General features: G+C 58.0%; 27 protein-coding genes and 2 pseudogenes. 14 read left to right on the top strand and 15 right to left on the bottom strand.

Features of this window, described 5'->3' with window-relative positions; translation table 11 throughout:
- Nucleotides 1-8: 8 nt before the first annotated feature.
- The 3 genes from ACR3ES_RS00580 to ACR3ES_RS00590 form a co-directional block, all read right to left on the bottom strand.
- Complete coding sequence (locus ACR3ES_RS00580; RefSeq protein ID WP_170430950.1) at nucleotides 9-1250, bottom strand: flagellin; 1242 nt, start codon at nucleotides 1248-1250, stop codon at nucleotides 9-11.
- A 208-nt stretch (nucleotides 1251-1458) separates the two neighbouring features.
- On the bottom strand, nucleotides 1459-1818 hold the full coding sequence (locus ACR3ES_RS00585; RefSeq protein ID WP_170430948.1) for a flagellar biosynthesis protein FlgN: 360 nt from the start codon (nucleotides 1816-1818) through the stop codon (nucleotides 1459-1461).
- Entirely contained in the window at nucleotides 1808-2068 is a 261-nt protein-coding gene (locus tag ACR3ES_RS00590; protein WP_480424602.1) for a rod-binding protein, read from the bottom strand. Before ACR3ES_RS00590 ends, ACR3ES_RS00585 begins: the two co-directional genes overlap by 11 nt.
- 125 nt (nucleotides 2069-2193) lie before the next feature.
- On the opposite strand from ACR3ES_RS00590, the gene ACR3ES_RS00595 reads away from it, so the two are divergent.
- The 5 genes and pseudogenes from ACR3ES_RS00595 (at nucleotide 2194) to ACR3ES_RS00615 (ending at nucleotide 7497) form a co-directional block, all read left to right on the top strand.
- Nucleotides 2194-3429 carry a flagellar hook-length control protein FliK gene (locus tag ACR3ES_RS00595; protein WP_170430944.1) on the top strand — a complete coding sequence of 412 codons (1236 nt, stop codon included), beginning with the start codon at nucleotides 2194-2196 and terminating at the stop codon, nucleotides 3427-3429.
- A gap of 3 nt (nucleotides 3430-3432) precedes the next feature.
- Nucleotides 3433-4095 (top strand): flagellar hook capping FlgD N-terminal domain-containing protein, encoded by a 663-nt coding sequence (locus ACR3ES_RS00600; protein WP_170430942.1) that lies wholly within the window; start codon nucleotides 3433-3435, stop codon nucleotides 4093-4095.
- Between the two features lie 25 nt (nucleotides 4096-4120).
- Nucleotides 4121-5011, top strand: coding sequence for a phosphotransferase family protein (locus tag ACR3ES_RS00605; protein ID WP_480424604.1), 891 nt, complete (start codon nucleotides 4121-4123; stop codon nucleotides 5009-5011).
- A gap of 322 nt (nucleotides 5012-5333) precedes the next feature.
- Nucleotides 5334-6025: pseudogene (locus tag ACR3ES_RS00610) on the top strand (GntR family transcriptional regulator).
- A gap of 74 nt (nucleotides 6026-6099) precedes the next feature.
- Nucleotides 6100-7497: an aspartate aminotransferase family protein gene (locus ACR3ES_RS00615; RefSeq protein WP_170430938.1), complete on the top strand. Its 1398-nt coding sequence runs from the start codon at nucleotides 6100-6102 to the stop codon at nucleotides 7495-7497.
- 113 nt (nucleotides 7498-7610) lie between these two features.
- Here the strand turns inward: ACR3ES_RS00615 and ACR3ES_RS00620 are convergent, their stop codons facing one another.
- Nucleotides 7611-8516: a LysR substrate-binding domain-containing protein gene (locus ACR3ES_RS00620; RefSeq protein WP_170430936.1), complete on the bottom strand. Its 906-nt coding sequence runs from the start codon at nucleotides 8514-8516 to the stop codon at nucleotides 7611-7613.
- Between the two features lie 217 nt (nucleotides 8517-8733).
- On the opposite strand from ACR3ES_RS00620, the gene ACR3ES_RS00625 reads away from it, so the two are divergent.
- Complete coding sequence (locus tag ACR3ES_RS00625; RefSeq protein ID WP_480493510.1) at nucleotides 8734-9555, top strand: hypothetical protein; 822 nt, start codon at nucleotides 8734-8736, stop codon at nucleotides 9553-9555.
- 78 nt (nucleotides 9556-9633) lie between these two features.
- On the opposite strand, the gene ACR3ES_RS00630 is transcribed toward ACR3ES_RS00625, so the two are convergent.
- Nucleotides 9634-10926, bottom strand: coding sequence for a lytic murein transglycosylase (locus ACR3ES_RS00630; protein WP_480424607.1), 1293 nt, complete (start codon nucleotides 10924-10926; stop codon nucleotides 9634-9636).
- Nucleotides 10927-11014: 88 nt separating this feature from the next.
- Nucleotides 11015-11728 carry a helix-turn-helix transcriptional regulator gene (locus ACR3ES_RS00635; RefSeq protein WP_170430930.1) on the bottom strand — a complete coding sequence of 238 codons (714 nt, stop codon included), beginning with the start codon at nucleotides 11726-11728 and terminating at the stop codon, nucleotides 11015-11017.
- Nucleotides 11729-11813: 85 nt separating this feature from the next.
- Between ACR3ES_RS00635 and ACR3ES_RS00640 the strand changes: the two genes are divergently transcribed.
- Both ACR3ES_RS00640 and ACR3ES_RS00645 read left to right on the top strand, forming a co-directional pair.
- On the top strand, nucleotides 11814-12512 hold the full coding sequence (locus ACR3ES_RS00640) for a glutathione S-transferase family protein (protein WP_170430928.1): 699 nt from the start codon (nucleotides 11814-11816) through the stop codon (nucleotides 12510-12512).
- Entirely contained in the window at nucleotides 12509-12895 is a 387-nt protein-coding gene (locus tag ACR3ES_RS00645; protein ID WP_170430926.1) for a DUF1801 domain-containing protein, read from the top strand. Before ACR3ES_RS00640 ends, ACR3ES_RS00645 begins: the two co-directional genes overlap by 4 nt.
- Here the strand turns inward: ACR3ES_RS00645 and rnr are convergent.
- Genes rnr through dapE form a run of 3 tightly spaced genes read right to left on the bottom strand, consistent with a single transcriptional unit; the run spans nucleotide 12886 to nucleotide 16919 of the window.
- Entirely contained in the window at nucleotides 12886-15144 is a 2259-nt protein-coding gene (gene rnr, locus ACR3ES_RS00650; RefSeq protein ID WP_170430924.1) for a ribonuclease R, read from the bottom strand. The two genes, ACR3ES_RS00645 and rnr, sit on opposite strands and share 10 nt — an antisense overlap.
- A 56-nt stretch (nucleotides 15145-15200) precedes the next feature.
- Nucleotides 15201-15776 (bottom strand): TIGR04282 family arsenosugar biosynthesis glycosyltransferase, encoded by a 576-nt coding sequence (locus ACR3ES_RS00655; protein WP_170430922.1) that lies wholly within the window; start codon nucleotides 15774-15776, stop codon nucleotides 15201-15203.
- A 3-nt stretch (nucleotides 15777-15779) separates the two neighbouring features.
- A complete protein-coding gene (gene dapE / locus ACR3ES_RS00660) occupies nucleotides 15780-16919 on the bottom strand; it encodes a succinyl-diaminopimelate desuccinylase (protein ID WP_170430920.1) in 1140 nt (379 codons plus the stop codon).
- Nucleotides 16920-17126: 207 nt separating this feature from the next.
- On the opposite strand from dapE, the gene ACR3ES_RS00665 reads away from it, so the two are divergent.
- Nucleotides 17127-18185 carry a transporter substrate-binding domain-containing protein gene (locus ACR3ES_RS00665; RefSeq protein WP_480424610.1) on the top strand — a complete coding sequence of 353 codons (1059 nt, stop codon included), beginning with the start codon at nucleotides 17127-17129 and terminating at the stop codon, nucleotides 18183-18185.
- On the opposite strand, the gene ACR3ES_RS00670 is transcribed toward ACR3ES_RS00665, so the two are convergent.
- Nucleotides 18182-18529, bottom strand: coding sequence for a hypothetical protein (locus ACR3ES_RS00670; RefSeq protein ID WP_170430916.1), 348 nt, complete (start codon nucleotides 18527-18529; stop codon nucleotides 18182-18184). The two genes, ACR3ES_RS00665 and ACR3ES_RS00670, sit on opposite strands and share 4 nt — an antisense overlap.
- Nucleotides 18530-18614: 85 nt before the next feature.
- Nucleotides 18615-18992 (bottom strand): VOC family protein, encoded by a 378-nt coding sequence (locus tag ACR3ES_RS00675; RefSeq protein WP_170430913.1) that lies wholly within the window; start codon nucleotides 18990-18992, stop codon nucleotides 18615-18617.
- A gap of 40 nt (nucleotides 18993-19032) precedes the next feature.
- Between ACR3ES_RS00675 and ACR3ES_RS00680 the strand changes: the two genes are divergently transcribed.
- A complete protein-coding gene (locus tag ACR3ES_RS00680; RefSeq protein WP_170430911.1) occupies nucleotides 19033-19569 on the top strand; it encodes a winged helix-turn-helix transcriptional regulator in 537 nt (178 codons plus the stop codon).
- Nucleotides 19570-19638: 69 nt separating this feature from the next.
- Here the strand turns inward: ACR3ES_RS00680 and dapD are convergent, their stop codons facing one another.
- Nucleotides 19639-20466, bottom strand: a complete 828-nt coding sequence (dapD, locus tag ACR3ES_RS00685; RefSeq protein ID WP_170430909.1) for a 2,3,4,5-tetrahydropyridine-2,6-dicarboxylate N-succinyltransferase — start codon at nucleotides 20464-20466, stop codon at nucleotides 19639-19641.
- A gap of 108 nt (nucleotides 20467-20574) precedes the next feature.
- The gene (locus ACR3ES_RS00690) at nucleotides 20575-21492 is read right to left on the bottom strand and encodes a threonine/serine dehydratase (protein ID WP_170430907.1); all 918 of its coding nucleotides are present in this window, start codon (nucleotides 21490-21492) and stop codon (nucleotides 20575-20577) included.
- Between the two features lie 78 nt (nucleotides 21493-21570).
- Between ACR3ES_RS00690 and ACR3ES_RS00695 the strand changes: the two genes are divergently transcribed.
- Complete coding sequence (locus tag ACR3ES_RS00695) at nucleotides 21571-22413, top strand: LOG family protein (RefSeq protein ID WP_480424613.1); 843 nt, start codon at nucleotides 21571-21573, stop codon at nucleotides 22411-22413.
- A gap of 3 nt (nucleotides 22414-22416) precedes the next feature.
- Nucleotides 22417-23516 (top strand): annotated as a pseudogene (locus tag ACR3ES_RS00700) (cystathionine gamma-lyase).
- Here the strand turns inward: ACR3ES_RS00700 and ACR3ES_RS00705 are convergent.
- Nucleotides 23517-23900 (bottom strand): hypothetical protein, encoded by a 384-nt coding sequence (locus ACR3ES_RS00705; RefSeq protein ID WP_170430901.1) that lies wholly within the window; start codon nucleotides 23898-23900, stop codon nucleotides 23517-23519.
- A gap of 165 nt (nucleotides 23901-24065) precedes the next feature.
- Here ACR3ES_RS00705 and ACR3ES_RS00710 point away from each other — a divergent pair, with 165 nt between their 5' ends.
- A complete protein-coding gene (locus ACR3ES_RS00710; RefSeq protein ID WP_170430899.1) occupies nucleotides 24066-24992 on the top strand; it encodes a J domain-containing protein in 927 nt (308 codons plus the stop codon).
- The gene (locus ACR3ES_RS00715) at nucleotides 24989-25333 is read left to right on the top strand and encodes a hypothetical protein (RefSeq protein WP_170430897.1); all 345 of its coding nucleotides are present in this window, start codon (nucleotides 24989-24991) and stop codon (nucleotides 25331-25333) included. The genes ACR3ES_RS00710 and ACR3ES_RS00715 overlap by 4 nt, the downstream gene beginning before the upstream one ends.
- Before the next feature lie 55 nt (nucleotides 25334-25388).
- On the opposite strand, the gene ACR3ES_RS00720 is transcribed toward ACR3ES_RS00715, so the two are convergent.
- Nucleotides 25389-25946 (bottom strand): cytochrome P460 family protein, encoded by a 558-nt coding sequence (locus ACR3ES_RS00720; protein ID WP_480424616.1) that lies wholly within the window; start codon nucleotides 25944-25946, stop codon nucleotides 25389-25391.
- Nucleotides 25947-26080: the final 134 nt, after the last annotated feature.

Genomic DNA, 26080 nt, shown 5'->3' on the forward strand with positions numbered 1-26080 from the left:
TCCAGAGCTTAACGGAACAGCGACAGGATCGACTGCGGAGCCTGATTGGCGATCGACAGCGATTGGGTCGCCAGCTGCTGCTGGACCTGCAATGCCTGCAAGCGGGCCGATGTCTCTTCCATATCGGCGTCAACCAGCGATCCGATGCCGGATTTAAACGAATCAGACAGGTTCGACATGAACTCTCTCTGCGTCTCAATCCGTCCTTGTGCAGAGCCGAAAGCCGCCGAGGCGTCAATCGACGTATCGATCAATCCTTCGATCGTTCCCAGCGCCGCAGCCGCACCTGCATCCGTGGTTACATCAATGGATGCCAATGCGCCAAGACCGCCAGAACCGGCATTTGTAAACTGCGCCGAAACAGACACGTCCCGATCAGCAGCGTCAGCACCGGTACCCGTAACGAACGACAACGTGCCTTCGTTGGTGGGGTCGTAATCGATCGACAAACCCTGAACCCCAAGCGCATCAATCTGATTCTTCAGGCCAACTGCGACAACCGCATCTGTATAGGCTGCGTCATAGGTGCCGGAAGGATCAAGGTCGGAGTCCTGCACTGTGTATGAGACAGTCTGATCACCAACACTGATCGATACTTTGTCACCAACCTCAAAGTTGTCGGTTGAACTGTCGATGACAATTGTTCCGGTGCCAGTGTCCTTGTCCATGGTGAAGCCTGCGGCGTCGTTGTCAGTCGCCGTGTTGTCAGAGCCAGCCAGAACCGCCTTGCTGACATATCCACCGGTAGACAGATCCTGACCGGAAACCGATATCGAGGACGCGGTTACGCTGCCCCCAGCTCCCCGATCCAACGAGGCAAGGATCGACGCTGTACCGGTCGTTCCGTTCACAAGATTCAGGCCATTGAACTGGGCGGCGCCAACAACCGAAGCGATCTGATCGCGCAGAGCAGAGACGTCGTCGTTAATCTTGTCGCGATCAACGTTATCCTCCTGTGCGGCAACGATCTTTTCTTTCATCTTCGTTAGCAGGTCGGTCACAGTCTCTGCCGCGTTACGAGCCACCGCAACGGTGGATTCACCCAAGGCGAGGCTGTCCTTGATGGCGTTGAAGCCTTTGACGTCCGACTCCATCACTTTGGAAATCGCCCAGACCGCCGAGTTGTCTTTGGCGGTTGCGATGTCCTTACCGGTCGAGATCGCATTCTGCGTCTGCGCCAGGTTCTTGTTGACCGATTTGAGGGTTTGCAGCGCGACCATCGCGCCGTTGTTTGTCAGAATACTGGACATAGATGTCATCCTTTTCCGTTTGGGCCTTTTGTGCCCATGATCACCCCGTCTGGGACGCGGGCATTGATGTCTTTCTGACCTATGCGATGAACCATACGGCTGGTCGCGCCACCTGCTGTTTCAGGTGCAGAACCACTTTGAGGCCGATCCCCTAATGGATTACTAAAACACGGGGATCGGGAAACATTGGATTTGATTCAAACGTGCCTCAGGCCCGTTTTTCCAGCTTTGTGCGACTACGAACCGCAAATCCGTTGCGCTGGCCATCCGCACCGTAAGTGGTGAACTCCTGACGAACCTTTCTCAACTCGGCCATCCGACTGGCCACGGCGCGAATCCCATCCGCGGCGTTGTTCAGCAAAACCTGATTACGCTCGACCTTTTTCTGAACGCGAATCAGATCCGAGCTGTCCAAAACGCCCAGATCGTTGATCGCACCGATCAGTTTTTCCTTTTCGGGCACCATCGTGTTCAAACGATCAAGGTCCCCTTCGACAAGCGCGGTGCGTTCCCGGTCCAGGATATCTTCGAGCGTCTTGATCAATGCTGCGTTGGGTTCAGCCGTCATTGGGTTTCTCCATCATTGACTTGAGCAAAATTTCGGACAGGCCAATACCGCCGGATTGCGCCAATTGCCGGGCCTGATGTTGCACCAGAAACGAAGAGAACTGATCCTCGCCTGCGCCGCCGCCAAAGGACTGCCGCGTCTTGCCCAGTCCGGCGGATTTCAACATTTCGCTGAGAAATGCAGCCTCAAGCTCAACGGCTGCCTCCCGTAGTCTTGACGCCTGCGATGGTGCGGGAGGTATATTGGGCATCGACGAAATCTTCATAACATGCTCCGAATTTGCTTCGAACTGTCTTGATCAAAATGGATTGCGGTTAAAAAAAACGTAACTTCCTGCAGGCATCTTGCGATTAGACACGACGGAGCCGGAGCAAAATGCCCAACCCGCTTATGCTGGCAACATCAACGCCGAACAGGGCGGCCAATCCCGATGCAAACCAACGGGATCAGCAAGAACCCAAAGGATCGACAACCTTTCAGGAGGTTCTGAATCAGGACGTTGAGGCACAGGCTAATAACACGCAAACTCTGGAAATCGAGGTCGATGGTGACCCGGACACCCTGCCCGGCGAAACCCAGGCAGTCGAACCGCACCATGCACCGGTCGAGCTGCAACCCGCTAACCCGCTTCGGACGGACGAGGGCGCTATTGCAAAACCCGGCGAGCCCGATGGCAGCGCGCCCAATGGTACACAGGCCGCGCAGGTGCCAATCGGTGTAACAGCAGGCCCGTCGCGCGAAGCACAAGCCATGAATCAACCAGCGCGTTCAACAACAGCGGGCGACATCAGCGCAGCCAATCCAGGGATTCTGCCTCAGACGGGTCCCAAGGACGGCAAAGCACAACACCCAACACCCCCCAACACGCACCCGGTTGCCAGCCAACCCGCGCCACCCCCCGCCGGTCAAAAGACACGGGCTGATGGGCCGGTGGAGGAAAACAGGCTCGGCAGACAAGGAACAAACGAAGCGACAACAGACCCGCGTTCGACGCACTCGATCGCGTCCGAACCGCACACCAGACCAGCGCCCCCGAGTCGCGGCACGAATCCGGTGCAAATGCAGTTACAGGCAACCCCTCAAGCTGCCGAAGCGGAAAAGGTTGCACCGACCCGCGAGGGCGACAGTCTTTTTGCCCTTGGCGACGAGCCAACGTTTCAGAGCGCGCGGGACACAACATCCCAGCTGACTTCGCCGCACGCGGCCGCACGCGCCGAAGTGGCACGGGCAATTGCCGGTCAGATGGCGGCCATGATCCAGATACGTCCTGGAACCGGGGCAGTAGAAATCGCCCTGCACCCGGAAGAGTTGGGGCGCGTCTCTATCGTACTCACCGGTCGCGAGGACGGGCTGCACATGACCATCGCGGCGGACCGGCCCGAAACCTTGGACCTGATGCGTCGGCATATTGCCGTGTTGACGGCGGAGTTTCAGAAATTGGGCTATGGCGGGATGTCGTTTGATCTTGGAACGTCCTCGAACGCAAATCGCGAAGGCCCGGGTTCCCAAGCGGCGGTCTCCTTTGATTCTGAGACCGAAGAACCCGCCGCACAGGATGCTCCGGTTGCTTCTCGCACGCTGCCGGGCCGCGGTATCGATATGAGGATTTGATTCATGATAACGCCCACCCAATCCACACAACCTGCGGCGCAGACACAATCTGCCGGGGTCTCGCAAGCGTCGAACGTGACCTCGGATTTTGAGACATTTCTGTTGATGCTGACAGCGCAGGCCAGAAATCAGGATCCATTGGATCCAATGGACTCAGCTCAGTACGCGTCGCAGCTTGCGCAGTTTTCGATGGTGGAACAACAGGTACAGACCAATGACCTGTTGTCTGTTCTTGCAGCAACGATGAGCAGCGTCAATCTGGACGAACTGGCCAGTTGGGTTGGCATGGATGTCCGCACAGACTCGGCGTTTTACTTCGATGGCGCGCCTGTGACCCTGTTTACCGAGCCCGACCCGGCGGCGGACGAGGCTGTTCTGGTCCTCCGCGATGCCGACGACAACGTCATTGATCGCATCGCGATACCCGAGCCGGAGGCAGAGTTTGTTTGGGCGGGTATGGATGAGGCGGGCACCCCCCTGGATGCGGGACACTACTCTGCGACGCTTGAAAGCTATAAGGACGGCAAGTTGCTGTCCGAGACACCGGTGTCGGTGTTTAATCGCGTGATCGAGGCGCAGGTTGGAAGCAATTCGGTCCTGCTGACACTGGAAGGTGGCGAAGTCATCAGCGCGGGCCAGGTCATGGCGATCAGAACCGGCGCTTGATCTGCCTGGCGCAACGGGCCAAAGCTTGGCAAATTCCGATTCGTCCTCTGAACTGGTAAAGCAACTGTCCAACTGTCCGCCCTCTGACCTTGTGCAACATCTCTACGCGCAGAGGCTGGTTGCACACGGGGCGCAATTCGAAACGCTGTATGGCGGCCGCACCAATCGGGTATGGAAAGTACTGGGTGATGACCGTCACAAGGTGCTTAAACTCTACCGCGCAACCCTGCGTAACCCCATGTTCCGAAACAGTGCCGGGCTTGAGGCCGAATGCCTACAGGCGCTCGATACCACCGGATTCGTTCCGCGCCTGCGTGCGGTTGGCCGTCATGAGACCGACCATTGGGTTCTTTATGACCACGCACCGGGATCGCCGTGGGCGACTGATCCTGAACCTGTGGGCAGGCTCCTACGCAGGCTGCATGCGCTTGAAGTTTCGATACCGATCCCGAATGGCCGCAACGGCAGCGCCGGACTGGCGTCACATGGGCAGGATATACTGGACCTGTGCGAGTCGGACACGCGCAATACTCTGACCGCACTACGCCCATCCAGATCTGTCCCACCGACCCATCGGAGATGCCTGATCCACGGCGACCCGGTAGCAGGAAACATCTTGGTGGCCAAAAGCGGTCTGACATTAATTGACTGGCAGTGCCCGGCGATTGGTGACCCGTGCGAAGATCTGGCTTTGTTCACATCCCCGGCCATGCAGACCCTATATCGCGGCCACCCTTTGAGCGAAGCAGAGGAGGATCGGTTTCTCTCGGCCTACGGGCACAGCGAAACCGTCAGCCGTTTCCGCACGCTGCGCCCCTGGTATTCCTGGCGCATGGCGGCGTATTGTCTATGGCGGATTGAAAACGGCTCGCCTGATTATGCCGCAGGTCTGAGGCTGGAAATGGACAGGCTGTAGACCGGCCAGACTAAGTGTTCGTAACCCCAGCCTGAGGCTATGCTGGAAACATGAGTGAAGTTGCTTTGCACACTACGGCAAACCTCAACTTCGGCATCGGGTGACGCTCGCAAGTCTCCATCTCATCTAAAGCAAGTGCGAAAGCCGGAAGCCAGCCAGGAACACCGCAGTCATTGGCAGCATTTTTTGTCATATTCGTCTCTCTGCAAGGATGTAGGATTCTTCTCGGCGCTTGGATTTGATCAAGTTTTGCGTTTTCCTTATATCCAGAATATGGTCACCTGAGGCTGACACTTGGCGAGCCAGGGCATTACAGATTGAAATGAACCAGTTGGACTCGATCAAAGAAAAGACATACGGACCCGAAAGTGCAGGACAAAAACGCCCGGCACATGAGCAAGTTTATCAGGCCCTGCGATTACAGATACTGTATGGCGATCTGGTCCCCGGACAGTCGGTCACCATTCAGGGACTGACCGCTTCACTGGGTGTTGGCATGACACCGGTGCGCGAGGCGATCCGCCGGTTGATCTCGGACGGGGCGCTTGTTTCCAGGACAACCGGCGGGTCAATGTGCCGTTATTGTCCGATGTCGATATTGAGGAGATAACATACGTAAGAAAGGCATTAGAATCAGAGCTTTCCAGACGCGCAACCTCAGGCGTGGCCGCCCGAGACATCGATCATCTGGAGTGTCTGAATCGACAGCTTGATCGCACGATCGTGGATGGGGATGTCGGCGGGTACCTACGACTTAACTACGCGTTTCATGAAGCGCTCTACTCCTATGCGAGCGCTCCGATCCTGAGTGATCTGGCAGATCGACTGTGGTTGAGGGTTGGACCATCGCTCAGGGTTGTCTGCGGTCGGTTCGGAACGCAAAGCCTGCCAGACCGGCATAAGGATATTGTAGTGGCATTACGCACCCAGGACGCAGAAAGAGTTGCTTTGGCGACCGAACAGGATATTGAGCAGGTAATGGAACTTATGGCCACCGCGCTGATCCCTGACTGATCCGGTACCATTCGATTGAAGCGAACAATTTGATCATATCTCAATCCACAACCCCTGTTGCAGGAGAGGCTCAGATGTCCACCATCACCAACTATATGCCAACCGCTGAATTGCAGGCGCTGGATGCAGCGCATCACCTTCACCCGTTTTCGGCAAACGGGTCACTTGGAAAAGAAGGGGCCCGTGTCATCACCCGCGCCAAGGGTGTTTATCTGACTGACAGCGAGGGCGAGAAAATCCTGGACGCCATGGCCGGGCTGTGGTGCGTCAATATCGGCTACGGCCGCGATGAGTTGGCCGATGTCGCCGCGCGGCAGATGCGCGAGCTTCCCTATTACAACACCTTTTTCAAGACGACCCATGTTCCGGTTATCGCGCTGGCCGCTAAGATTGCGGAAATCGCGCCCGGAGATCTGAACCACGTCTTTTTCGCGGCAGGTGGATCCGAGGCAAACGACACCAATATTCGTCTGGTGCGGACCTACTGGGCTCAAAAAGGTCAACCGGACAAGAACATCATCATCAGCCGCAAGAATGCCTACCACGGTTCATCCGTGGGCTCGGCGTCCTTGGGCGGAATGGCACGTATGCACGCTCAGGGTGGCATTCCGATCCCGAACATCCATCACATCAACCAGCCAAATTGGTGGGCCGAAGGCGGCGACATGACGCCCGAAGAGTTCGGGCTGGCCCGCGCGCGCGAATTGGAAGAGGCCATTCTGGAGTTGGGCGAGGACCGCGTCGCAGCCTTTATCGCCGAACCCGTCCAGGGTGCAGGCGGCGTGATCGTCGCGCCAGACACGTATTGGCCCGAGATCCAGCGTATTTGCGACAAGTACGACATTCTGCTGATCGCGGATGAGGTGATCTGCGGCTTCGGTCGCACCGGGAACTGGTTCGGATCGCAAACCGTCGGAATCAGGCCGCATATCATGACTATCGCCAAAGGCCTCAGCTCGGGCTACGCACCAATCGGCGGCTCAATCGTCAATGATGAAATCGCCGAAGTGATCGGCGGCACCGAATTCAACCACGGATACACCTATTCCGGCCATCCGGTCGCAGCAGCCGTTGCACTTGAAAACCTGCGCATCCTCGAAGAAGAGAAGATCGTCGAACACGTCCGGGACGTGGCGGCCCCATACCTGAAGCAGAAATGGGAAGCGCTGACCGACCACCCCTTGGTGGGCGAGGCGAAAATTGTTGGCATGATGGCCTCGGTCGCATTGACACCTGACAAGGCCAGCCGCGCCAAATTTGCGTCTGAACCGGGCGTCGTCGGCTACGTCTGTCGTGATCGCTGCTTTGCTAACAACCTGATCATGCGGCATGTGGGCGACCGCATGGTCATCTCGCCACCGCTGGTCCTGACACCTGCCGATATTGACGAGATGTTTGTGCGAATCCACAAATCTCTGGACGAAGCACAGGCCGACATCATCGCACAAGGGTTGATGAAGGCGGCATCCTGATCAAACGTCAAACGCGTCGATTGGAATAAGAGGCGGGCAGACTTGCCAGCCTCTTGTTTTTCTTGGTCAGGTGGTCTTTCAACCGGTGCCCGGCATCAAACAGCCAGCCCCGGCTATTCTGCCAATTGATCAGAAAGCCAGTTAAGAAGGTGTTCTGCGTTTGGGTGTTGACCCCCTGCCGTGCCACGAAAAACCGACAACTCTGTTGGTCTCCTCACCTGCTCTCTACAGGGTCGCATCAGCTTACCTTCGGCAATCATCCCTTCGGTTGTTCTCCGCCACCCAAGGGCAATCCCTTGTCCTGCCACCGCTGCCTGCAGCGCTACAGGATAGCTGTCGAATGGAACAATGCGATGGCGACTCGGCAGAGATGACCCGACGTTTTCAAACCAGCCTTGCCAATCTATCCAGTCCTGCGGAATCACGGAATGCGACAACAGGGTGAAAGACACAAGATCCCGAGGGGAGAGAGGCAGGTTTGAGTTTCGCACAAGCGATGGCGCACATACCGGAAAAACATCGTCAGCCGCCGTGAAGGCCAAACGCGCCGAGCCAGACGTCCGACCCGATGTCTGGATAGCGACATCGAACGCCTCGGAAGAGTCGGTAAGTGGTTTTAGGGCACTGACGACCCGCAACTCCACACCTGGGTGCTGCTCGTGGAAGCCAGAGAGCCGTGGCATCAGCCAATAGAAGGCCTCGCAAAGCTGGCAATGCAGCACCAACTCGCCCGCGCGCCTGCGACCGCGCAACAAGGCAATTTCACCCGCAATGTCAGACAGTGAGGCCCCGACCACACGCCCCAGGCGCCGACCAGCATCCGTCAAAAAGACTGCTCTGTTACGCCGCTCGAACAGTTTGGTACCGAGGTCCTGTTCCAGCAACGCTATCTGCTTGCTGATCGCGGTTTGGGTCAGTCCAAGTTCGGCCGCTGCCAAAGAAAAGCTTTCATGTCGTGCGGCGGCCTCAAAAGGTGTCAGACGTGACAGCGGCGGCAATCTGCGGGCAAGTCTATCCATAACTCAAGCTCATGCAAAATTCCGAATTACTCATTTTTTCTTGGCCAGGATACATGATTTCTAGGTTCAGACCATACGAGCCCGAAAGCTATGTTCTATGTCACGCACCCAACTTGGACTCTTCTTCTGCTTTGCTTTTGTGATCCTCGAAGCGTTTCAAGCAGTTTACCTCGGATCCGTTTTTCAAAACGCGGACTCATTCCTTACGGGCGCATGGGTGTTTGGAATTTCCGTTGTCGGGTGCACGATTGCGACCGCGATCTTCAGACCGAACGAACTCCGCCTGTCGCTTCAATCCTGGAGAATCGTCCTGACCCTCAACCTGTTCGCGTCCCTGACTTGGACGACCTACTTCATCGCGGTTCAGATCATAGAACCTGCTGTTGTCTTCACGATCTTCTCGGGAATGCTGCCGCTTGGCACAGTGGTCGGCGCATGGATCGGACTGCCAGAGGCACGTGTTCCGAAACGCTTGATGGTACGTATCGGCACTGCAACGATTCTGGTTTCGATCCTGGTGCTCGGTGTTGTCACGATTCTTGGGCTTTCGGGATTTACGCGCGGCGGTGGCGTTGCGACGGCCTTGACGGGTGTAGCCCTGTCGGCCTTCTCGGGTGGCTGCACAGCGTTCGTGATCCTCTACTCGGTTCGCCTGAATCAAAAGGGCGTCGGCCCGCTCGCCCAGTTCGGGCTGCGCTTTATTCTCTACACCGCACTGGCATTTGCGGCCTTTCGCGCAGGTTTAGATGACAAGGGCATCCCCTTGGCACCAGAAGATATGACAGTGATTGTCCTCATCGGTCTGGCCGTCATCGCCTTCCCACTGTACCTCGTGCAAAAGGCGATCCCACTTGTTCCGGCATCAACAATCGCAGCCGTCGCCGCCCTTGGCCCGGCCTTCGTTTTCATAATGCAGCTATTCGATGGTCGCATCAATTACTCAACCGCGACCCTTGCGGGCCTGATGATCTACATGGTCGGGGCCCTGTTGACGGCATATGGCGAGACTGCGCGTTTCAAACCCCGAAGCCAAGTATGAAAAGCCGTCGCTAAGGAGTCCAAGGCGACTTTGTATGTCACGGCTGGCAGATGTCATGCGCAAACATCGCGGAGCAGCTCAGCGCATGCGTTCAAGTAGTCTCAAACTCGCATATCCGTCGGGCAGCAGGCCTTCTGCCAGCTGATATGCGCGCACGGCGTTGGTTGTGTTCGGGCCAATACGGCCATCTATGCTCTGCGTATCAAATCCGGCCTGGGTAAGGCGCGTTTGCAACTCTTTGCGTTCCGTGAAACTCAGAACCCGGTCTCCACGTGGCCAGTCAGACTTGAACGGGCTCCGACCCGCAAGCCTGTCAGACAAATGACCGATGCCAATCACATAGGCATCCGCGCCGTTGTACTTTTCGATGACCCCAAAGTTGTCAAAGATCATCAAAGCCACGCCCTGCCCGCCCGCTGGCAGCAGAATTGCCGCCTGCTCATGATCCGGAACCGGATTGCCATCCTTGGCCAGCACACCGCGCTGCGCCCATTCCGAGGGCATCAATGTAAAGGTCCGCTTGGCAGTCGCGTAGTCAAAACCCTGCGGCAGGCGCACCTCTACCCCCCAGGGCTGTCCTTTGATCCAACCGTGCCGCTTCAGATACGCCGCCGCAGACGCCAGCGCATCTGTTGGGTCTTCTGACCAGATGTCGCGCCGCCCGTCACCGTCAAAATCCACTGCGTGTTCCAGATAGGAGGTTGGCATGAACTGCGTATGCCCCATCGCACCAGCCCAGCTGCCGATCATGTTGCCGGCACTGACATCCCCGGCCTGAATGATCTGCAAGGCCGCGATCAACTGGGTTTCAAAAAACTGTGCTCTACGCGCGTCAAAAGCTAACGTCGCCAGCGAGCGGATGGTTTGATTGCTGCCCCGGTACGAGCCAAATGAGGTTTCAAGCCCCCAGATGGCGGTGACGACCTCTTTCTCGACACCGTACTCGGCCTCGATCTGATCCAACACCCGCAGGTTCTGATTCAGCACCGCACGACCATTGGACAAACGTGTGTCTGAGACCGCCGAATCCAAGTATTCCCAGATCGGTTTCGAGAATTCGGCCTGATTGCGGTCTCGATTTATGACTTTCTTGTCATAGGTTACGCCGGTCAGGGCCTTTGCCAGCGTTGATTGCGAGATGCCGTGTTCAAGGGCCCGCCTTTGAAACGCCCCAAGCCAGACCTGAAACCGCGCGTTTCCAGCCGCCGACACCCGCAGCACTTCTGCCGAGGGGCGCGGCACCGGACGCACCGAAACGGTCACATCCGCTGACGCCAGCTGGAGTGTGTTGTCAAGTGGCCGGCTATCCGACCTCAAGGAGTTGCCTGTAGTATCCGCCTGTCCGATGGATGCCCACAATGCGACGGTCATAACGCCGCCTACGCATATACGCATTCCGATTTTTTCCTGATTACTGCTCAACCAGAGGATAGCGCAAAATCAGAGTTTCACAAAGCACTCAACGCGCGGTCCCGTACTCTTGCGCCTCGCGTTCCGCCCGGATGCGGGCCAAGGCATCGCGCAGCATCGGCACCCGGTTTGGCCGAAAGCTTTGATCTGTCACAGACATATCTTGCATCCGGTCCAGACGGAACACGCGATAATCCTGTCTCAGGTGGCACCAGCTCAGCAGCACATTCGAGCGATCCATGTAAACGATGCTCAGCGGGTTCACCCGTCTACGCGTGGCATCCCCTTTTGCATCCGTGTACGAGAATTCAACCGTGCGCTCGTCCCACGTGGCTTGCCGCAAGTCAGCAACCTCAATGGTAGGGGTGGCCGGTCGGTTAAACCGCGTAGCCGCAAGCACCGCATGGCTCAGCCGATGTGACTGGCGCTGCGGCAACCGACCCTGCAATTTTCGCAAGGCTGCGCTGGCCGCATCCGCCAACGCCGGATCGCCGATCACCTGAACTTCGCGCAGGCCGAGAACCAGGGCCTCAAGCTCATCATCAGTGAAACCCAAAGGCGGCAGTGTGGCGTCTTCGATCAGCGTAAATCCAAACCCCGCCTCGCCATCAATCACCGCCCCAAGGCCGCGCAGGGCATCGATATCGCGATGGACCGTACGGGCAGACACACCCAGATCCTGCGCTAGTTGCACCGATGTCTTGGGCGACGGGCCAGAGCGCAGGGCTTGCATCAGTTGGAACAGTCGGGCGGTACGGGACATAGTGCAAACTACTCTATCTCTAATGACAGAAAGTGTCATTAGGTCAGCGTAGCAATCACGCACCCCTCTTGCGATGGAGCAAATGATGCTGACCCTGATTACCTACCCCTCTGCCTTCGGCCAGTTCAGCGCCAGTCCGTTCTGTGTAAAGACCGCGTGCATGCTTCAGCAGTCCGGTTACGCGTGGCAGCGCTCTGACTTGCTGGATCCACGTAAGATGCCACACCAGAAGCTACCGGTCTTGCGCACGCCCGAACGGCTGGTGCCGGACAGTGACCAAATCCGAGAGTGGCTGGAGCGCCAAGGCGCCAACTTTGATCAGGGTCTGACGGATGTGCAAAAGGCGCAATCCCGCGCCTTGATCCGGATGGTTGAAGAACACCTTTATTTTCATATCGTTCTTGATCGTTGGGGCAATGATGACGTCTGGCCGATCCTGCGCGACACATACTTCGCCGGAATACCGGTCTTGATCCGAAAGCCGATTTCAAATTCGATCCGGAAAGCTGTCCTGAAAGGGCTCAACATGCAGGGTATTGGCCGGTTCTCGCAGGCGGACCGTCTTGAACGGATCGAGCGCGATCTAGAGGCAATCTCCGCCTATCTGTGGCAATCCCCCTTTCTGCTGGGAGAGCGACCAACCTCAGCGGATATGAGCGTTGGGCCGATGCTGGCCGCGATGCGCGCCACCCCGGCCGATACACCGCTGACCCGACGCATCAAACAGGATAACCTGCTCAGCAGTTATCTGGATCGAATGCAAGAGGCCGTTCCCCTAACATGAAACCGTTTGAAGACCCAGCCGTTGCGGCAGCCTTTGAGGCTTTTCCAGCAGACACCCGCTCGGGCGTTCTGGCGCTGCGCGATCTGATCCTGGAAACGGCTGAGACGTTGCCCATGGCGCATCCCTTGGAAGAGGCCTTGCGGTGGGGTCAGCCGGCATATCTTGCCCCCAAAGGATCTACGATCCGGCTGGGAGGGCACAAATCCGCCCGGTTTGCCTTGTTCGTACATTGCCAAAGTCGCCTGATGGGGGATTTCACATCCACCTTTCCGGGCGAGGATCGGATCGAAGGCAATCGCGCCATCCTATTTGATGCCCCGGACCAGATTGATAAAACCCGCCACGGCTGGATCATCGCCCGGGCCCTGACCTATCACCTCTGACGGCGCTTGCGCTCGATCTTGCGTTTGATCTTGTCCTTCTTGCGCTTGGTGCTGACGGCCTTGCGCCGTGTGGGGCGACCTGCAGGCCCGCGTCCGCGTGGCAGGGCCTGATCATCTATCGACAACAGTTCCAGTTCCAGCCCGCCGGTGACAGGCGTCGCCTCGGTTAGGCGCACGGTTACACGCTGACCAATGGCAATGATCAAACCCGTGTCCGACCCCATCAGCGTGCCCGCCTCGCGGTCGAAATGAAAGAACTCTCGCCCCAGCGACCGCACGGGTACCAACCCATCCGCCCCGGTTTCGTCCATCTTCACAAAGGCCCCAAACCGGGCGATCCCGCTGATCCGTCCGGTGAATTCATTGCCGACCCGTTCACTCAGATAGGCGGCCAGGTACCGATCCGTCGTGTCACGTTCCGCCATCATCGAACGCCGTTCGGTATCTGAAATATGCGTGGCGGTTTCCTCAAGCCGGTCTATTTCCTCTTCGGTCAGACCGTCTTTCCCCCAATCGTGTGCCGAGATCAGTGCGCGGTGAACGATCAGGTCTGAATAACGTCGGATCGGCGACGTGAAATGGGCATAGTTTCGCAGCGCCAGCCCAAAGTGGCCGAAATTGTCGGGGTTGTAATAGGCCTGCGCCATAGACCGCAGCGTGCTGAGGTTGATCAACTCGGCATCCTCGGTTCCGGCGGCGGCGTTCAGCAGCGCATTCAGATGTCGTGTCTGCAGCACCTGACCCTTGGCCAGGTTGAGGCCCGCCGCCTGAGCGGTTTCCCGCAGGCTTTCAAGTTTTTCGGGCGCGGGTTCTTCGTGCACACGAAACAACAGAGGTCGCCGTTTTGCGATCAGTGTTTCTGCTGATGCCACATTGGCCAGGATCATGAATTCTTCGATCAGCTTATGCACATCCAATCGATCACGGAAGGCAACGCTTTTTACTTCGCCCGTATCGCTGAGGACAATTTTGCGCTCGGGCAGGTCCAGTTCCAGGGGTTGGCGCAGCGCGCGCGCTTTTTTCAATGCAGCATAGGCAGCATACAGTGGCTTCAACACCGGCTCTAACAATGGCCCCGTTCGGTCGTTCGGGTTGCCGTCGATTGCCTCCTGCACTTCGGTGTAGTTCAGTGACGCGGCTGAGCGCATCAGGCCCCGTACGAAACGATGGCCAAGTTTGTTACCGTCCGCATCGATCTGCATCCGCACAGCGATACAGGCCCGCGGAACGCCTTCGTGCAGGGAACATAGATCGCCCGACAGGCGATCCGGCAGCATCGGCACCACCCGGTCCGGGAAATAGCTGGAATTGCCCCGTTTGCGCGCCTCGCGATCCAAGGCGGTTCCGGGCCGCACATAGGCTGCGACGTCGGCAATAGCGACCCAGATCACATGACCATTCTTGTTCTTGGGGTCGTCATCTTCATGTGCGTAACAAGCATCGTCGTGGTCGCGTGCGTCCGACGGGTCGATAGTCAGCAAGGGCATGTCCCGCAGATCCTCGCGCCCCTTCAGGCCAACCGGTTTGGCTTTGTCGGCCTCTTCGATCACCTTATCGGGAAAATCATCAGGTATCCCATGCTGATGAATGGCAATCAGCGAGACCGCCTTGGGGGCCGACGGATCGCCCAGCCGTTCGACGATGCGCGCGCGGGGCAGGCCCATGCGGTTTTTGGGTCCGGCTTGCTCTGCTTCGACCAGTTCGCCATCCTTGGCCCCCAGAACTGCACCGTCCTGAACCAGCCATTCGGTCTGACCCGCCTTGTCGATAGGCACGATGCGGCCGCCTTCCGCACCCTTGCGGAAAATCCCGACGATGCGGCGCGGGTTCGTTCCGATACGACGGATCAGCCGCGCTTCGTAGTTGTGGTCTTCCTCATGCACAACCGTCAGCCGTGACAGAATCCTGTCACCTTCGCCCAGTGCAGGGTCGCTTGCACGTGACACAATCAGAACAATGGGTTCGACGCCTTCGCCATGCCACTCCAGCGGGCGCGCGAACAGATCCCCGTCCGAATTGGGCGCCTTGACTTGCAACACGCTCACCGGCGGCAAGCGATCTGGGTCACGATAACTGCGTTTGCGTTTTTCCAGATGACCGTCAGCCTCAAGTTCCCGAAGGATACGCTTCAAATCGATCCGATCTGCGCCTTTGATCCCGAAGGCCTTGGCGATATCGCGTTTCGAGGTCAGGGTGGGGTTTGCCGAGATCCAGTCGAGGACCTCCTGCTTGGAGGGAATGCGAGTCATATCTTTCGCCTAGCACGACCATGCGACTGCGTCATGGCCAAAAAGAGCGCACTGCCTCAGCGTTGCAAGTCGTCAAGCGTATCGACATCGCTCAACTGTTCCAAAAAAGCCAAACGATGCTGCGGAACGGTTGCCAGCGTGTCCGACAGGGCATGTTCTGTCGACCAGCGCACGTCGCGGAACAAACCGGCTGGCAGCGCCTTGAACCGCTGCGCCCCCACCAACCAGTATCCTCCATCCGGCGCAGGCCCGAACACCATCTGATCCCGGCCCAGCGCATGAAACGACTGCGCGATGTGTCGGCGTGTGATACCAGGGATATCCGCACCGATCAAACAAACCGGCCCCATTGGCGCTGACCGCAGCAACCGACCCATACGGTCACCCAGATTGCCGCGCCCTTGCCGCACGCGGTGCAGATCAGCAGGCCATGCACGACTGCAAAGCCCCTCACGATCCGGCGACACGGCAAGCGTGATCCGCCACCTTGGGTCCCGCAACCTCCGGATCAAAGATCGGGTCTGATGCCGAAACCACCACGCTGCGTCGACCATGCCGATGTCCTTACCCAGCCGGGTTTTGACCCGGCCCGGGCGCGGTTCCTTGACCATGATAATCAATGTGCGTTGCATCGGTCAGGCAAAGTAGTCCGCCAATATGCGCGTATAAATCGCCTTCAGCTGATGAATCTGGTCAATCTCAACGCATTCATCCACCTGATGCATCGTTCGACCAACCAAACCAAATTCGACCACTGGGCAATGGTTCTTGACGAAACGCGCGTCAGATGTTCCCCCCGTTGTCGATAGTTCTGGAACGATGCCTGTCTCGGCTTTGACGGCATTTGCGACCAGATCGGACAACTGTCCTGGCGGCGTCAGAAAGCTCTCACCCGAAATCTTGATTTGGGTTTCGACCGCGACTTCAAAGTCCTGCGCGACCTGATCCACCTCGGATGCGAGCCACTCGCTCAAGCTTTCACCGGAATGCAGATCGTTGAAACGGATGTTCACCGTGCCGCTGCATTCTGCCGGGATGACATTTGTCGCAGTGTTCCCGGTGTCGACTGCAACGACGGCCAGAGTCGACGCATCAAAGTGCTCTGTCCCCTGATCCAGTTCATGGCTGGCCAGTCGATCCATCAGCCGCACCATTGCCGGCAGCGGATTCTTGGCACGATGCGGATAGGCCGCATGGCCCTGCACACCCGTGACCGTAAACCAGGCTGTCATCGAACCGCGCCGGCCAATCTTGATCATCTCCCCCATTTTATTTGGGCAGGTCGGCTCTCCGACTAGGCAAACCGACATGTGTTCACCGGTCCGGTCCATGAAGTCCAGCAAGGCCGTTGTGCCGTCCACGGCATCCCCTTCCTCATCTCCGGTGATAGCCAGAATGACGGCTCCATCAGGCGGCGTTTCACGCACGAAATCTGAGGCAGCGGCAGCAAAGGCGGCAACGCCAGACTTCATGTCGGTTGTGCCGCGTCCATACATGACGCCATTTTCGATATCGGCCCCAAAAGGCGGTTTGGTCCATGCGCCTTCGTTCCCAATCGGGACCACATCGATGTGGCCGTTGAAACCAAAGCTTTTTGCATGACCTTTTGAACCCCAGCGAGCAAACAGATTGCTTATGCCTCCCCGGTCGACCCTGGTGCACTCAAAACCCGCTCGCGTCAGAAAGGCCTCCAAAAGAACAAGGGCTCCACCTTCCTCAGGTGTGACGGATGGGCAACGGATAAGGTCCGCGGTCAACTGGACTGGGTCAGTCATAGAGTGCCTTTCAAACAGGTACCTCTTGGGGTTCGTGCACAGATTCAACGAATTGGCCGGATTTCCAACCCCATCGTGCAAAAAACTGTTTGCCAACAACGCCGAATATCGGTTTGAGACGCGAAGAAAACGTGGGGCTTGACCCCGCGACCATCTTGCCGCGCCCGTGAAAATTGCGTTACAGGGCGGCGAAACAGGTTACCGACTATGAAGCGCTCACTCTTCGCACTGATCTGCCTGACTTTCACGGTTCTTGCACAGCAAAGCCAGGCGCAGTCCTTATCGGTCACCACCGTGACCCGCCCTCCGTTTTCCTATGTCGAAGACGGGGCACAGGTCGGGTTTTCCATGGATCTGCTCGAGGCCTTGGCCGAGTCGCTGAACTGGGATTACACAGTCAACCGGGTCGATGCGTTCGGCCAAATGCTAAGCTCGGTTCAGGACGGCCGCGCGGATCTCGCGATCGCCAATATCTCGATCACGGCGTCGCGTGAGACCTTAATGGATTTCAGCCAGCCGATTTTTGAGGCCGGTCTGCAAATCATGGTGCCGTCCGACGCCGCGCGACGGCCTTCGTTGCTGCAGGCGTTGCTATCGCGCGAGTTGTTCATCGCAATCGGACTTGCCTTTGCGATCCTTCTGGGGGGCGGCATGCTGATGTGGGGGTTCGAACGTCGGGCCCAGCCTTACTTTGACCGCAAGCTGGACGAGGCCTGGTTCCCATCGTTCTGGTGGGCGTTGAACCTCGTGGTCAATGGCGGCTTCGAAGAGCGGATGCCGCGCACACCGTTTGGACATCTGTTGGGTGTCATACTGGTGGTGTCGTCCCTGTTCATCGTGTCGGTATTCACCGCCCGGATCACCTCGGTCATGACGGTGGATGCGATTACAGGCAACGTGAACTCGGTCAACGATCTGTATGGCAAGAGTGTCGGCACGATTTCCGGATCAACCGCAGCCAGCTTTCTAGACCGCAGAGACATTGAATTCGCCGCTTATCCAGGTCTTGCGGAAGTGTTGGATGCCTTCAAGGCCAAGGAATTGGACGCCGTAGTCTTTGACGCGCCAATCTTGTCGTATTTCGCGGCACATGAAGGTCGCAGGATCGCCACCATGACCGGCGGGATATTCCTGCGTGAAAACTATGGCATCGTTTTTCCCACTGGGTCGCCACTGGTGGAAGAGGTCAATCAAGCCCTTTTGGCCCTGCGCGAAGACGGAACCTATGACGAAATCTATCGAAAGTGGTTTGGGTCCCGGAACTAATCCTCCGCCGTGTCCTCGCCGTAAAACGGCGTCATCTGCGCAACGATGACCGCATTTTCGTCCAGGGCCCGCTGCATCAGGGCGCGTTCGTCGGGCTCAATGTCATGTCCTTGTGCCTCGCGCTCGGCCAGAGTGCCGTAGCCGGTCACATCCAAGGGGGCCGTATCGGCCTGCTTCAGAATAGCCACCGTTTCACGGACCGCTTCTGCTTCGTCAACGCCGCTGGCAAAGCACATAAGGGCAGCGCCGGTTGCGCCTTCAGGCAGGCCATCGCCGTCTTTGCGGCCAATCTGGACCAGAAGCGTATAGACCTGTTGCCGAGACGGTTTCTTTTTCTTTTCCATGGCAGGGCCTTAGCGACGGGGATACCATTGGTCAAGATTTGCACGGGACGTGCGCACATTCTGAAACAGCTGTGTCCACGAAGGATTATCCGGTCACGGTCAGGTCCTGCGCTAGCATGAGAGCGTTTTTGTCCGGATCGTAGAATGTTGCGGTGCTCACCATCCCTTCGATGGTTTCTGTTTCGCCGTCGAACGCCACACCGGCGGCTTCTAATGCCGCGCGAGCGGACCCGATATCGCTGACGCCAAACACAGGCACTGTGTTCCCCGGCGCAGGTTCGGCCTGCTCGCCTAGTCCCAGAGTGACCCCTTGGGTTTTTGTCTGCATTTCGCTCCAGCCAGCTTCATCAATATGGTGAATCAACTCAAATCCGAGTTTGTCGTGATACCATTCGGCGCTGGCGTGTCGGTCGCGGACGGAAATGGCCAACGTGATGGTATTATCCAAAGAAACGAGCGGCATTTATCTTTCCTTTTGACAAAAATTAAAGTAACTATACTTTATGGACATAAGGACTCTTGTCAAGCTCACGTCCCGCTCATGGTCTCTGAGCATCTTGGCATCGCTCCACAACGGCGTGCCCGGTCGGCAAGCATCCCTTTTGTCAGCAACCAACGCCAGCCGTACATCTTTTTCTGCAAGCCTTGAGCATCTCGTCCAGCTTGGGCTGCTGGAACGAAACCCGGGCCACGGCCACCCATTGCGACCGGAGTTCAGACTCACCAAAAATGGAAAGAAGGCCGCAGAGATCGCTGGCCGCATCGTCAATGCGGTCCCGGACGAAACCGAGTTTTCCCTGCTCAGACGCAGCTGGACAGTTCCAATTCTGGCTCTGACACATGCACCGAAACGTTTTTCGGGCATCAAGTCGGGATTGGTCACAATAACGGACCGTGCCCTGTCCAAGTCACTGCATCAGTTAGAGGCGCAGAGGTGGCTGCGCCGCGATATTATCACCTCGGAACGGGTGCCGCACCCAACCTATTGCGCTGTGAATCGGGGGGCGCAAATCAATCAGGCAATTGATCTGGTTGCTTAGAAAGCATGCCATAAGGGAAGGGCAAACACGCCGCAGCGGTCATCCGCAGCCTGTTTGAAAACCGTCCAATCAGTCCCGCAACAACTCGTTGATTCCGGTTTTGGATCGGGTTTTTTCGTCCACTCGCTTCACGATAACCGCACAATACAGGCTGATATCGTTTTTGGAAGGCATGGACCCGGAAACAACGACCGAATAAGGCGGAACCTCACCATAGGTGACCTCGCCGGTTTCGCGATCAACGATCTTGGTCGACTGTCCGATGTATACGCCCATGCCCAGAACCGAGCCTTCGCGGATGATGCACCCCTCGACGACTTCCGAACGCGCGCCGATAAAGCAGTTATCCTCGATGATCGTCGGGCCCGCCTGCATCGGCTCCAGCACACCGCCGATCCCGACGCCGCCCGAGAGGTGCACATTCTTACCAATCTGCGCGCAGGACCCAACGGTGGCCCAGGTGTCGACCATGGTGCCTTCGTCCACATAGGCGCCCAGGTTCACGAAAGACGGCATGAGTACCACGCCCGGCGCAATATAGGCCGACTTGCGAACAACACAGTTCGGCACAGCGCGAAAGCCCGCAGCGCGCCACTGGTTCTCGCCCCAACCGGCAAACTTGCTGTCCACCTTGTCCCACCAGCCGCCATCCTGCGGCCCGCCCGACTGGATTTCCATATCCTTGATGCGGAAGCCCAGCAGAACCGCCTTCTTGGCCCACTGGTTCACATGCCAGCTGCCGTCGCCGCGTTTTTCCGCCACGCGCAGCGATCCGCTGTCGAGCGCGTTCAGAGTATCTTCGATCGCCTCACGCTGTTCTCCCGATGTGGTGGGCGTGATCGTATCACGCGCTTCCCATGCGGCTTCGATAGCGGTTTCCAGTTGCGCGTTGGACATTGGGTGGCTCCCACAAGACTCTGTTCACGTTGGTCTGGCCTATACGCAAGACAGGCCCATGGCGCAATGCGACGCTGATACACCCGATTGCGGCTGATTGGCGCTTTGTCAGGATGCCAGCGGGGCCGGCGCGATATTGCCGCCACAGATCAGAACCGCAACGCGCTCATTCGGTTCGGGGGTGTATGCACCGCTCGTCAAGGCCGCCAGAGCGGTTGCCCCGGCAGGTTCCACCAAAATGCGATGTGCTTGCCAGAGCGTTTTCTGCGCCTCGGAAATCGCACTGTCTGGAACGAGAACCGAGTCGATGCCGCGCGCAAGATCGAAGCAAATCGACCCGATCCGCCGAGCTCCCAAGGCGTTGGCGGCAATCCCGGACACTGACACGTCGACCGGCGACCCCACCTTGAGGGCGGCGTTCAGCGCGCAAGAGGTTTCGGGCTCAACGGCCACAACTTTGCGCGCGCCCTGAAACCAGGCCAGCGCCCCGGCGATCAATCCGCCGCCGCCGACGGCTATGAGGACCGTGTCAGCCTGCAGACCTTGCGTGTCCCATTCTGCAAAACATGTACCTTGGCCTGCGACAGTTGCAGCCGCGTCATAGGCATGGATTTGCATGGCACCGGATTGCTCTTCGTGGGCGCGGGCCAGTGTCAGGGCATTCGCGTATTCCCCGGGCACCACGCTCAGATCGGCACCTATCTGTTCGATCAGGGCGATCTTGGATGGTCCGGCAAGTTCCGGCACAAAGATCTTGGCCGGATACCCAAGCGATCGCGCCGCAAATGCAGCGGCAGCGCCGTGATTGCCGCCAGACGCGGCCACGACGCCCGCCTCGGGCACATTCGAACTCAACAAGGTATTGAACGCCCCGCGCGCCTTGAAGCTGCCGGTATGCTGCATGTGCTCCAGCTTCATCTCTACCGGATAGTCCAGCCCCAGCACGCGGCTTTCCATCACCGGGGTCACCTGCGCGTAACCGTCAATGCGTTTGGCGGCCTCTGAAATCTCTGTGTTCCAATTCATTCTTGTCTTTCCGTGACTGGCACTCTGCCCGCGAACCCTATAGCTGTTTGGGAAACACGCAAGCAGGGAACCCCCGCAATGAGAGAAGACCGCCTCAGCCCTTTCCGCGATGCGCAAACCGACCGCTCGACCGCGAGCGAAGTTCCGGACACGCCGCAGACGCGGTCCCCGACCTATCGCCTTGCTTTTGCGGATGACGACTTCCTGTGCCGGGATGAGCTGCGCCCAGTGCGCCTGCAGTTGGAGTTGCTGAAACCCGAAATGATCATGAGCGAGCGTGAGATCACGTCGACTATCGTGATGTTCGGCGGCGCACGCATTCCCGAGCCATCGCAGAAACACACCGCGCGCACCGACACGCTGGCCGGTCTGTCGCAATATTACGAAGAGGCGCGGGAGTTTGCCCGGCTGATGACTGAGAAATCTAACGAAACCGGTTGCCGCGAGAACGTGATCGTCACTGGCGGCGGGCCGGGCGTTATGGAGGCGGGAAACCGCGGCGCGCAGGATGCGGGCGGATGTTCTATCGGCCTGAATATCGTGTTGCCGCATGAGCAGGCGCCCAACCACTACGTCACGCCTGAACTCAGCTTCAACTTTCACTATTTTGCGGTACGCAAGATGCATTTCCTGATGCGCGCACGGGCGATTACCATCTTTCCCGGTGGGTTCGGTACGATGGACGAACTGTTTGAATCGCTGACTTTGATCCAGACGGGCCGGATGGAGCGCGTGCCTTTCCTGCTGTTTGGCCGTGAATTCTGGGAGCGGGTGATCAACTGGGAGGCACTGGCGGACGCAGGCACGATTTCCGATCAGGACCTGGACCTCTTCCGTTTTGTCGACACCGCGCAAGAGGCGGTCGATATCATCGAGAACTGGGAGCCCGCTCCGCCTCGTGACAAAATCCCGGGGCGCTGACCGATGAAAACGCCAAAGACCGGAGAAATGCTCCACCTGCGCGGCAACGCATTGAACAAGGGCGAACCGGTCGCGCTGCCGCTGACCCAGAGCAGCATGTTTCATCTACCCGGCGCACCCGGGGACCATGCCACTTACGGGCGTGTCGATAACCCGACATGGGTCCAACTGGAACATATGCTCTCCCATCTCGAAGGCGCGCCCTGTCTGAGCTTTCCGTCGGGTATGGGTGCGATTTCGGCAGCGCTTTTTGCAACCGTCCAATCTGGCTCCCGGCTCCTGATCCCGTCGGATGGGTATTATGTCACCCGCCTGCTGGCCGACCGTTTCCTGTCTAACTTGGGTGTTGCCGTCGAAGAACGCCCAACGCTCACCTTTGCAGACGGCGGCTTTGACGGTTTCGATGTGGTGTTTGTCGAAAGCCCCTCGAACCCCGGACTGGACATGATCGATCTGTCAGCGGTGGCGCAGGGCGTGCGCGCCGCAGGGGGCATGACAATCGCCGACAACACCACCATGACACCGTTGGGCCAGCGCCCATTGGACCTCGGGATCGACGTGGTTGTCTCGTCCGACACAAAGGCAATGAGTGGCCATTCCGATCTGCTGATGGGCCACGTGGCCAGCAACGACCCTGACATCATGGGTCGCGTCGAAGACTGGCGGCGGGTCTCCGGCGCGATCCCCGGCCCGCATGAGGCCTGGCTGTTACACCGGGGCTTGAAACTCTGGACGTTCGGTTTGATCGGATGTGCGCCTCCGCTCAGGTTCTGGCCGAACGGCTGGCAGCGCACGATGCGGTAAAGGGAATCCGCTATCCCGGCCTACCGGATGATCCGGCTTATGATTTGGCCAAGGTTCAGTGCATGCGCTTTGGCTTTCTGATGTCTCTGACGCTGGAAAGTGAAGCCAAGGCCGAACAGTTCATCGACACCTGCCTGCTGCTGCGACCTGCCACATCCTTTGGCGGCGTGCACAGTTCGGCAGAACGGCGTGCGCGCTGGGGCGACGATGTCGACCCCGCTTTTATCCGTCTGTCGGTTGGCTGTGAGCCGCTAGATGAGCTTTGGCCAGCGATCGAAGCCAGCCTGAACGCGCTATGATCACCCCTTTGGGTCACGCAACTCCTTGAAGACGTAGATCGGCAGGACGACACTGGCGATCAGGGCACCCAACCAGACCAGTAGCGTTGCGGCCAAGAGGTTCGAAATACCTCCGATTGTCAGCCCGGCAGTGATCCAATCGGTCACCAACAATCCCACAAACGTTACAATCAACGCGATCCCGCCTTTGAGCGCGGGCACGTTCTTTTCACCGATTTTCAGGATCAGTGGTTCGGCCACGACCTGCACCAGAGTAAAGACGATCACTACCACTATGAAAGACAGAGGCCGGATTGCAAACTCGGCCAAAACGAGTGACGCCAACAGCAATCCAATGGCATTTCCGGCCAGCAATGCCAGAACGGACATAATTCTGCGAGACATGGGACAGTCTCCTGCAATCAACTTTTCCAAACAGGGCCAGTTTAGCAAATCCGCAGGAATTTGCGAAGCAATTCAACCGCCTCTTCCTTTTGACCTGTTGAACCCCCATGATAAAACCCATCTAATCAGGTCAGACCTGCAGCGCCCTACATCAGCGAGAGTGAGATGAGCGACGATCCCTATTCGGTTCTTGGCGTTACCAAGGACGCCAGCGCCGCCGATATCAAGAAAGCCTACCGGCGCATCGCCAAGGACTGCCATCCGGACCTCAAACCTGGCGATGCCGAGGCCGAGGCAAAGTTCAAGGCCGCCGCCGCCGCCTACGATCTGCTCAAGGACCCGGAAACGCGGGCGCGCTACGACAATGGCGAAATCGACGCATCGGGTCAGGAACGCCCGCAGCAACAGTATTACCGCGACTATGCCGAAGCCGCAGGCAACCCGTACCGATCAGGCGCCGCCTATGGCGATCCGGATGACATGTCCGACATCTTTGCCGAGTTCATGCGTGGGAGGGGCGGTTTTGGGCAACAGCGTACACCAGAGTTCCATGCCCCCGGGCACAATCTCAACTATTCGCTGCAGATCGGTTTTCTGGATGCGGTGTTCGGTGCCAGCCAGAAGTTGACGCTGCCGGATGGAGACCGCATTGAGGTCAAAATCCCAGCAGGAATCACAAACGGCCAGACCATTCGCCTGCGTGGCAAAGGGGCGCCGGGCTACGGCGAGGGGCCGGCAGGGGACGCCTTGGTGACGGTCTCGGTCTCGGATCACCCAATTTTTGACCGACAGGGCGACGATATCCATATCACGCTGCCAATCACAATTGACGAGGCGGTCCTGGGCGGCAAAGTGGCAGCCCCAACTATCGATGGCGGCGTAAACGTCAGCGTGCCTGCGGGCACCAGCAGCGGCAAGACGCTGCGGCTGCGCGGCAAGGGAGTCAAGAAACGCGGATCGTCAGATCGCGGGGATCAACTGATCGAGTTGACGGTCGCGCTGCCCGATCAGATCGATGATGAGTTAAAGCAATTCATGGAAACCTGGCGTGAAAAAAACCGCTATGATCCGCGGAAAGGAATGCCGTCATGACCCGCACCTTGACAGAAGAGCAGTTGATCAATGCCATCGCGCGCCTGACCTCGGATCGTTTGTCAGAGTATTTGGCGGCAGAAATTGTCGTTCCGCAGCAATCCGAACAGGGCCTTGTATATCAAAGACTGGACGTCGCCCGTCTTGAACTCGCGTGTGAACTGCATGAGCAATACGACATGGAGACAGACGCCCTGTCGATGATGATCTCGCTGATTGATCAGATGCACGGTCTACGCGCCGAGTTGCGCGACGTTCTGAACGCGGTCGAGGCGCAACCGGACCCGGTGCGCGAGAAACTGATCGAGGTGATCGGCACAGCGCGTTTCCGGCGCATGTGACTCGGTCGGGCCGAGCAAACGTCGGGCTTGGGCTGGTCTGACTTCCAATGCGCAGTTAGTCACCCACGCGGTAATCTTCCGGGACATAGAAGGTATAGTCCCGGTCTGCGACCAGTTCATGGCACTCGTGGCAATAGGCCACGGCAGCGGACCGGTCGCCTGACGTATCCCCAAAAACCGACCCGTCTGGTAACACCATGATGTAGCGCCAGTCGGCGGTTGCGGGACTTGCGTCTTCGGACAGCTTCTCCATCACGAACATCGCACCAGGATGTACGTTGCCTTCATCCGTCACGGTCATACTGTCTTTTGCCAGCACTGACCCCATCGGCAGGGTCTCGCCCTCCTGCAAAGTCCCATAGTTATGCGCCATCCTGTTGGCATAGCTGTTGACATAGCGCTGGCCATGGGTGGCCGAAATGTAAGGTGCGTCGTTAAAAAGCGGCCAGCTTTGGTAGTTGCGGATCAGATCCAGTTGAGCGGCGGCATAGCCGCGCGCCATACGCCGCGTCAGGGACTGATAGAACGCCAGCGCCTCTTCCTTGTTCAGCTCTGCCGGGTTTTCGATTGCGATATGCGCATCTTGCTCATCAGCAAGCGCTTCCGTCGCCACAGTAAGCACAAGGACACACGCTACGATCAACTTCGAGAAAAAATATCCAAAAAACAAATTCATAATACTGGCCCACCTGTAAAACAGTTCGCCTGGATACCGCATACCGGTTTGAAATAGGATAGCGGCCTAAG

Source organism: Ruegeria sp. B1 (genome assembly GCF_056535885.1).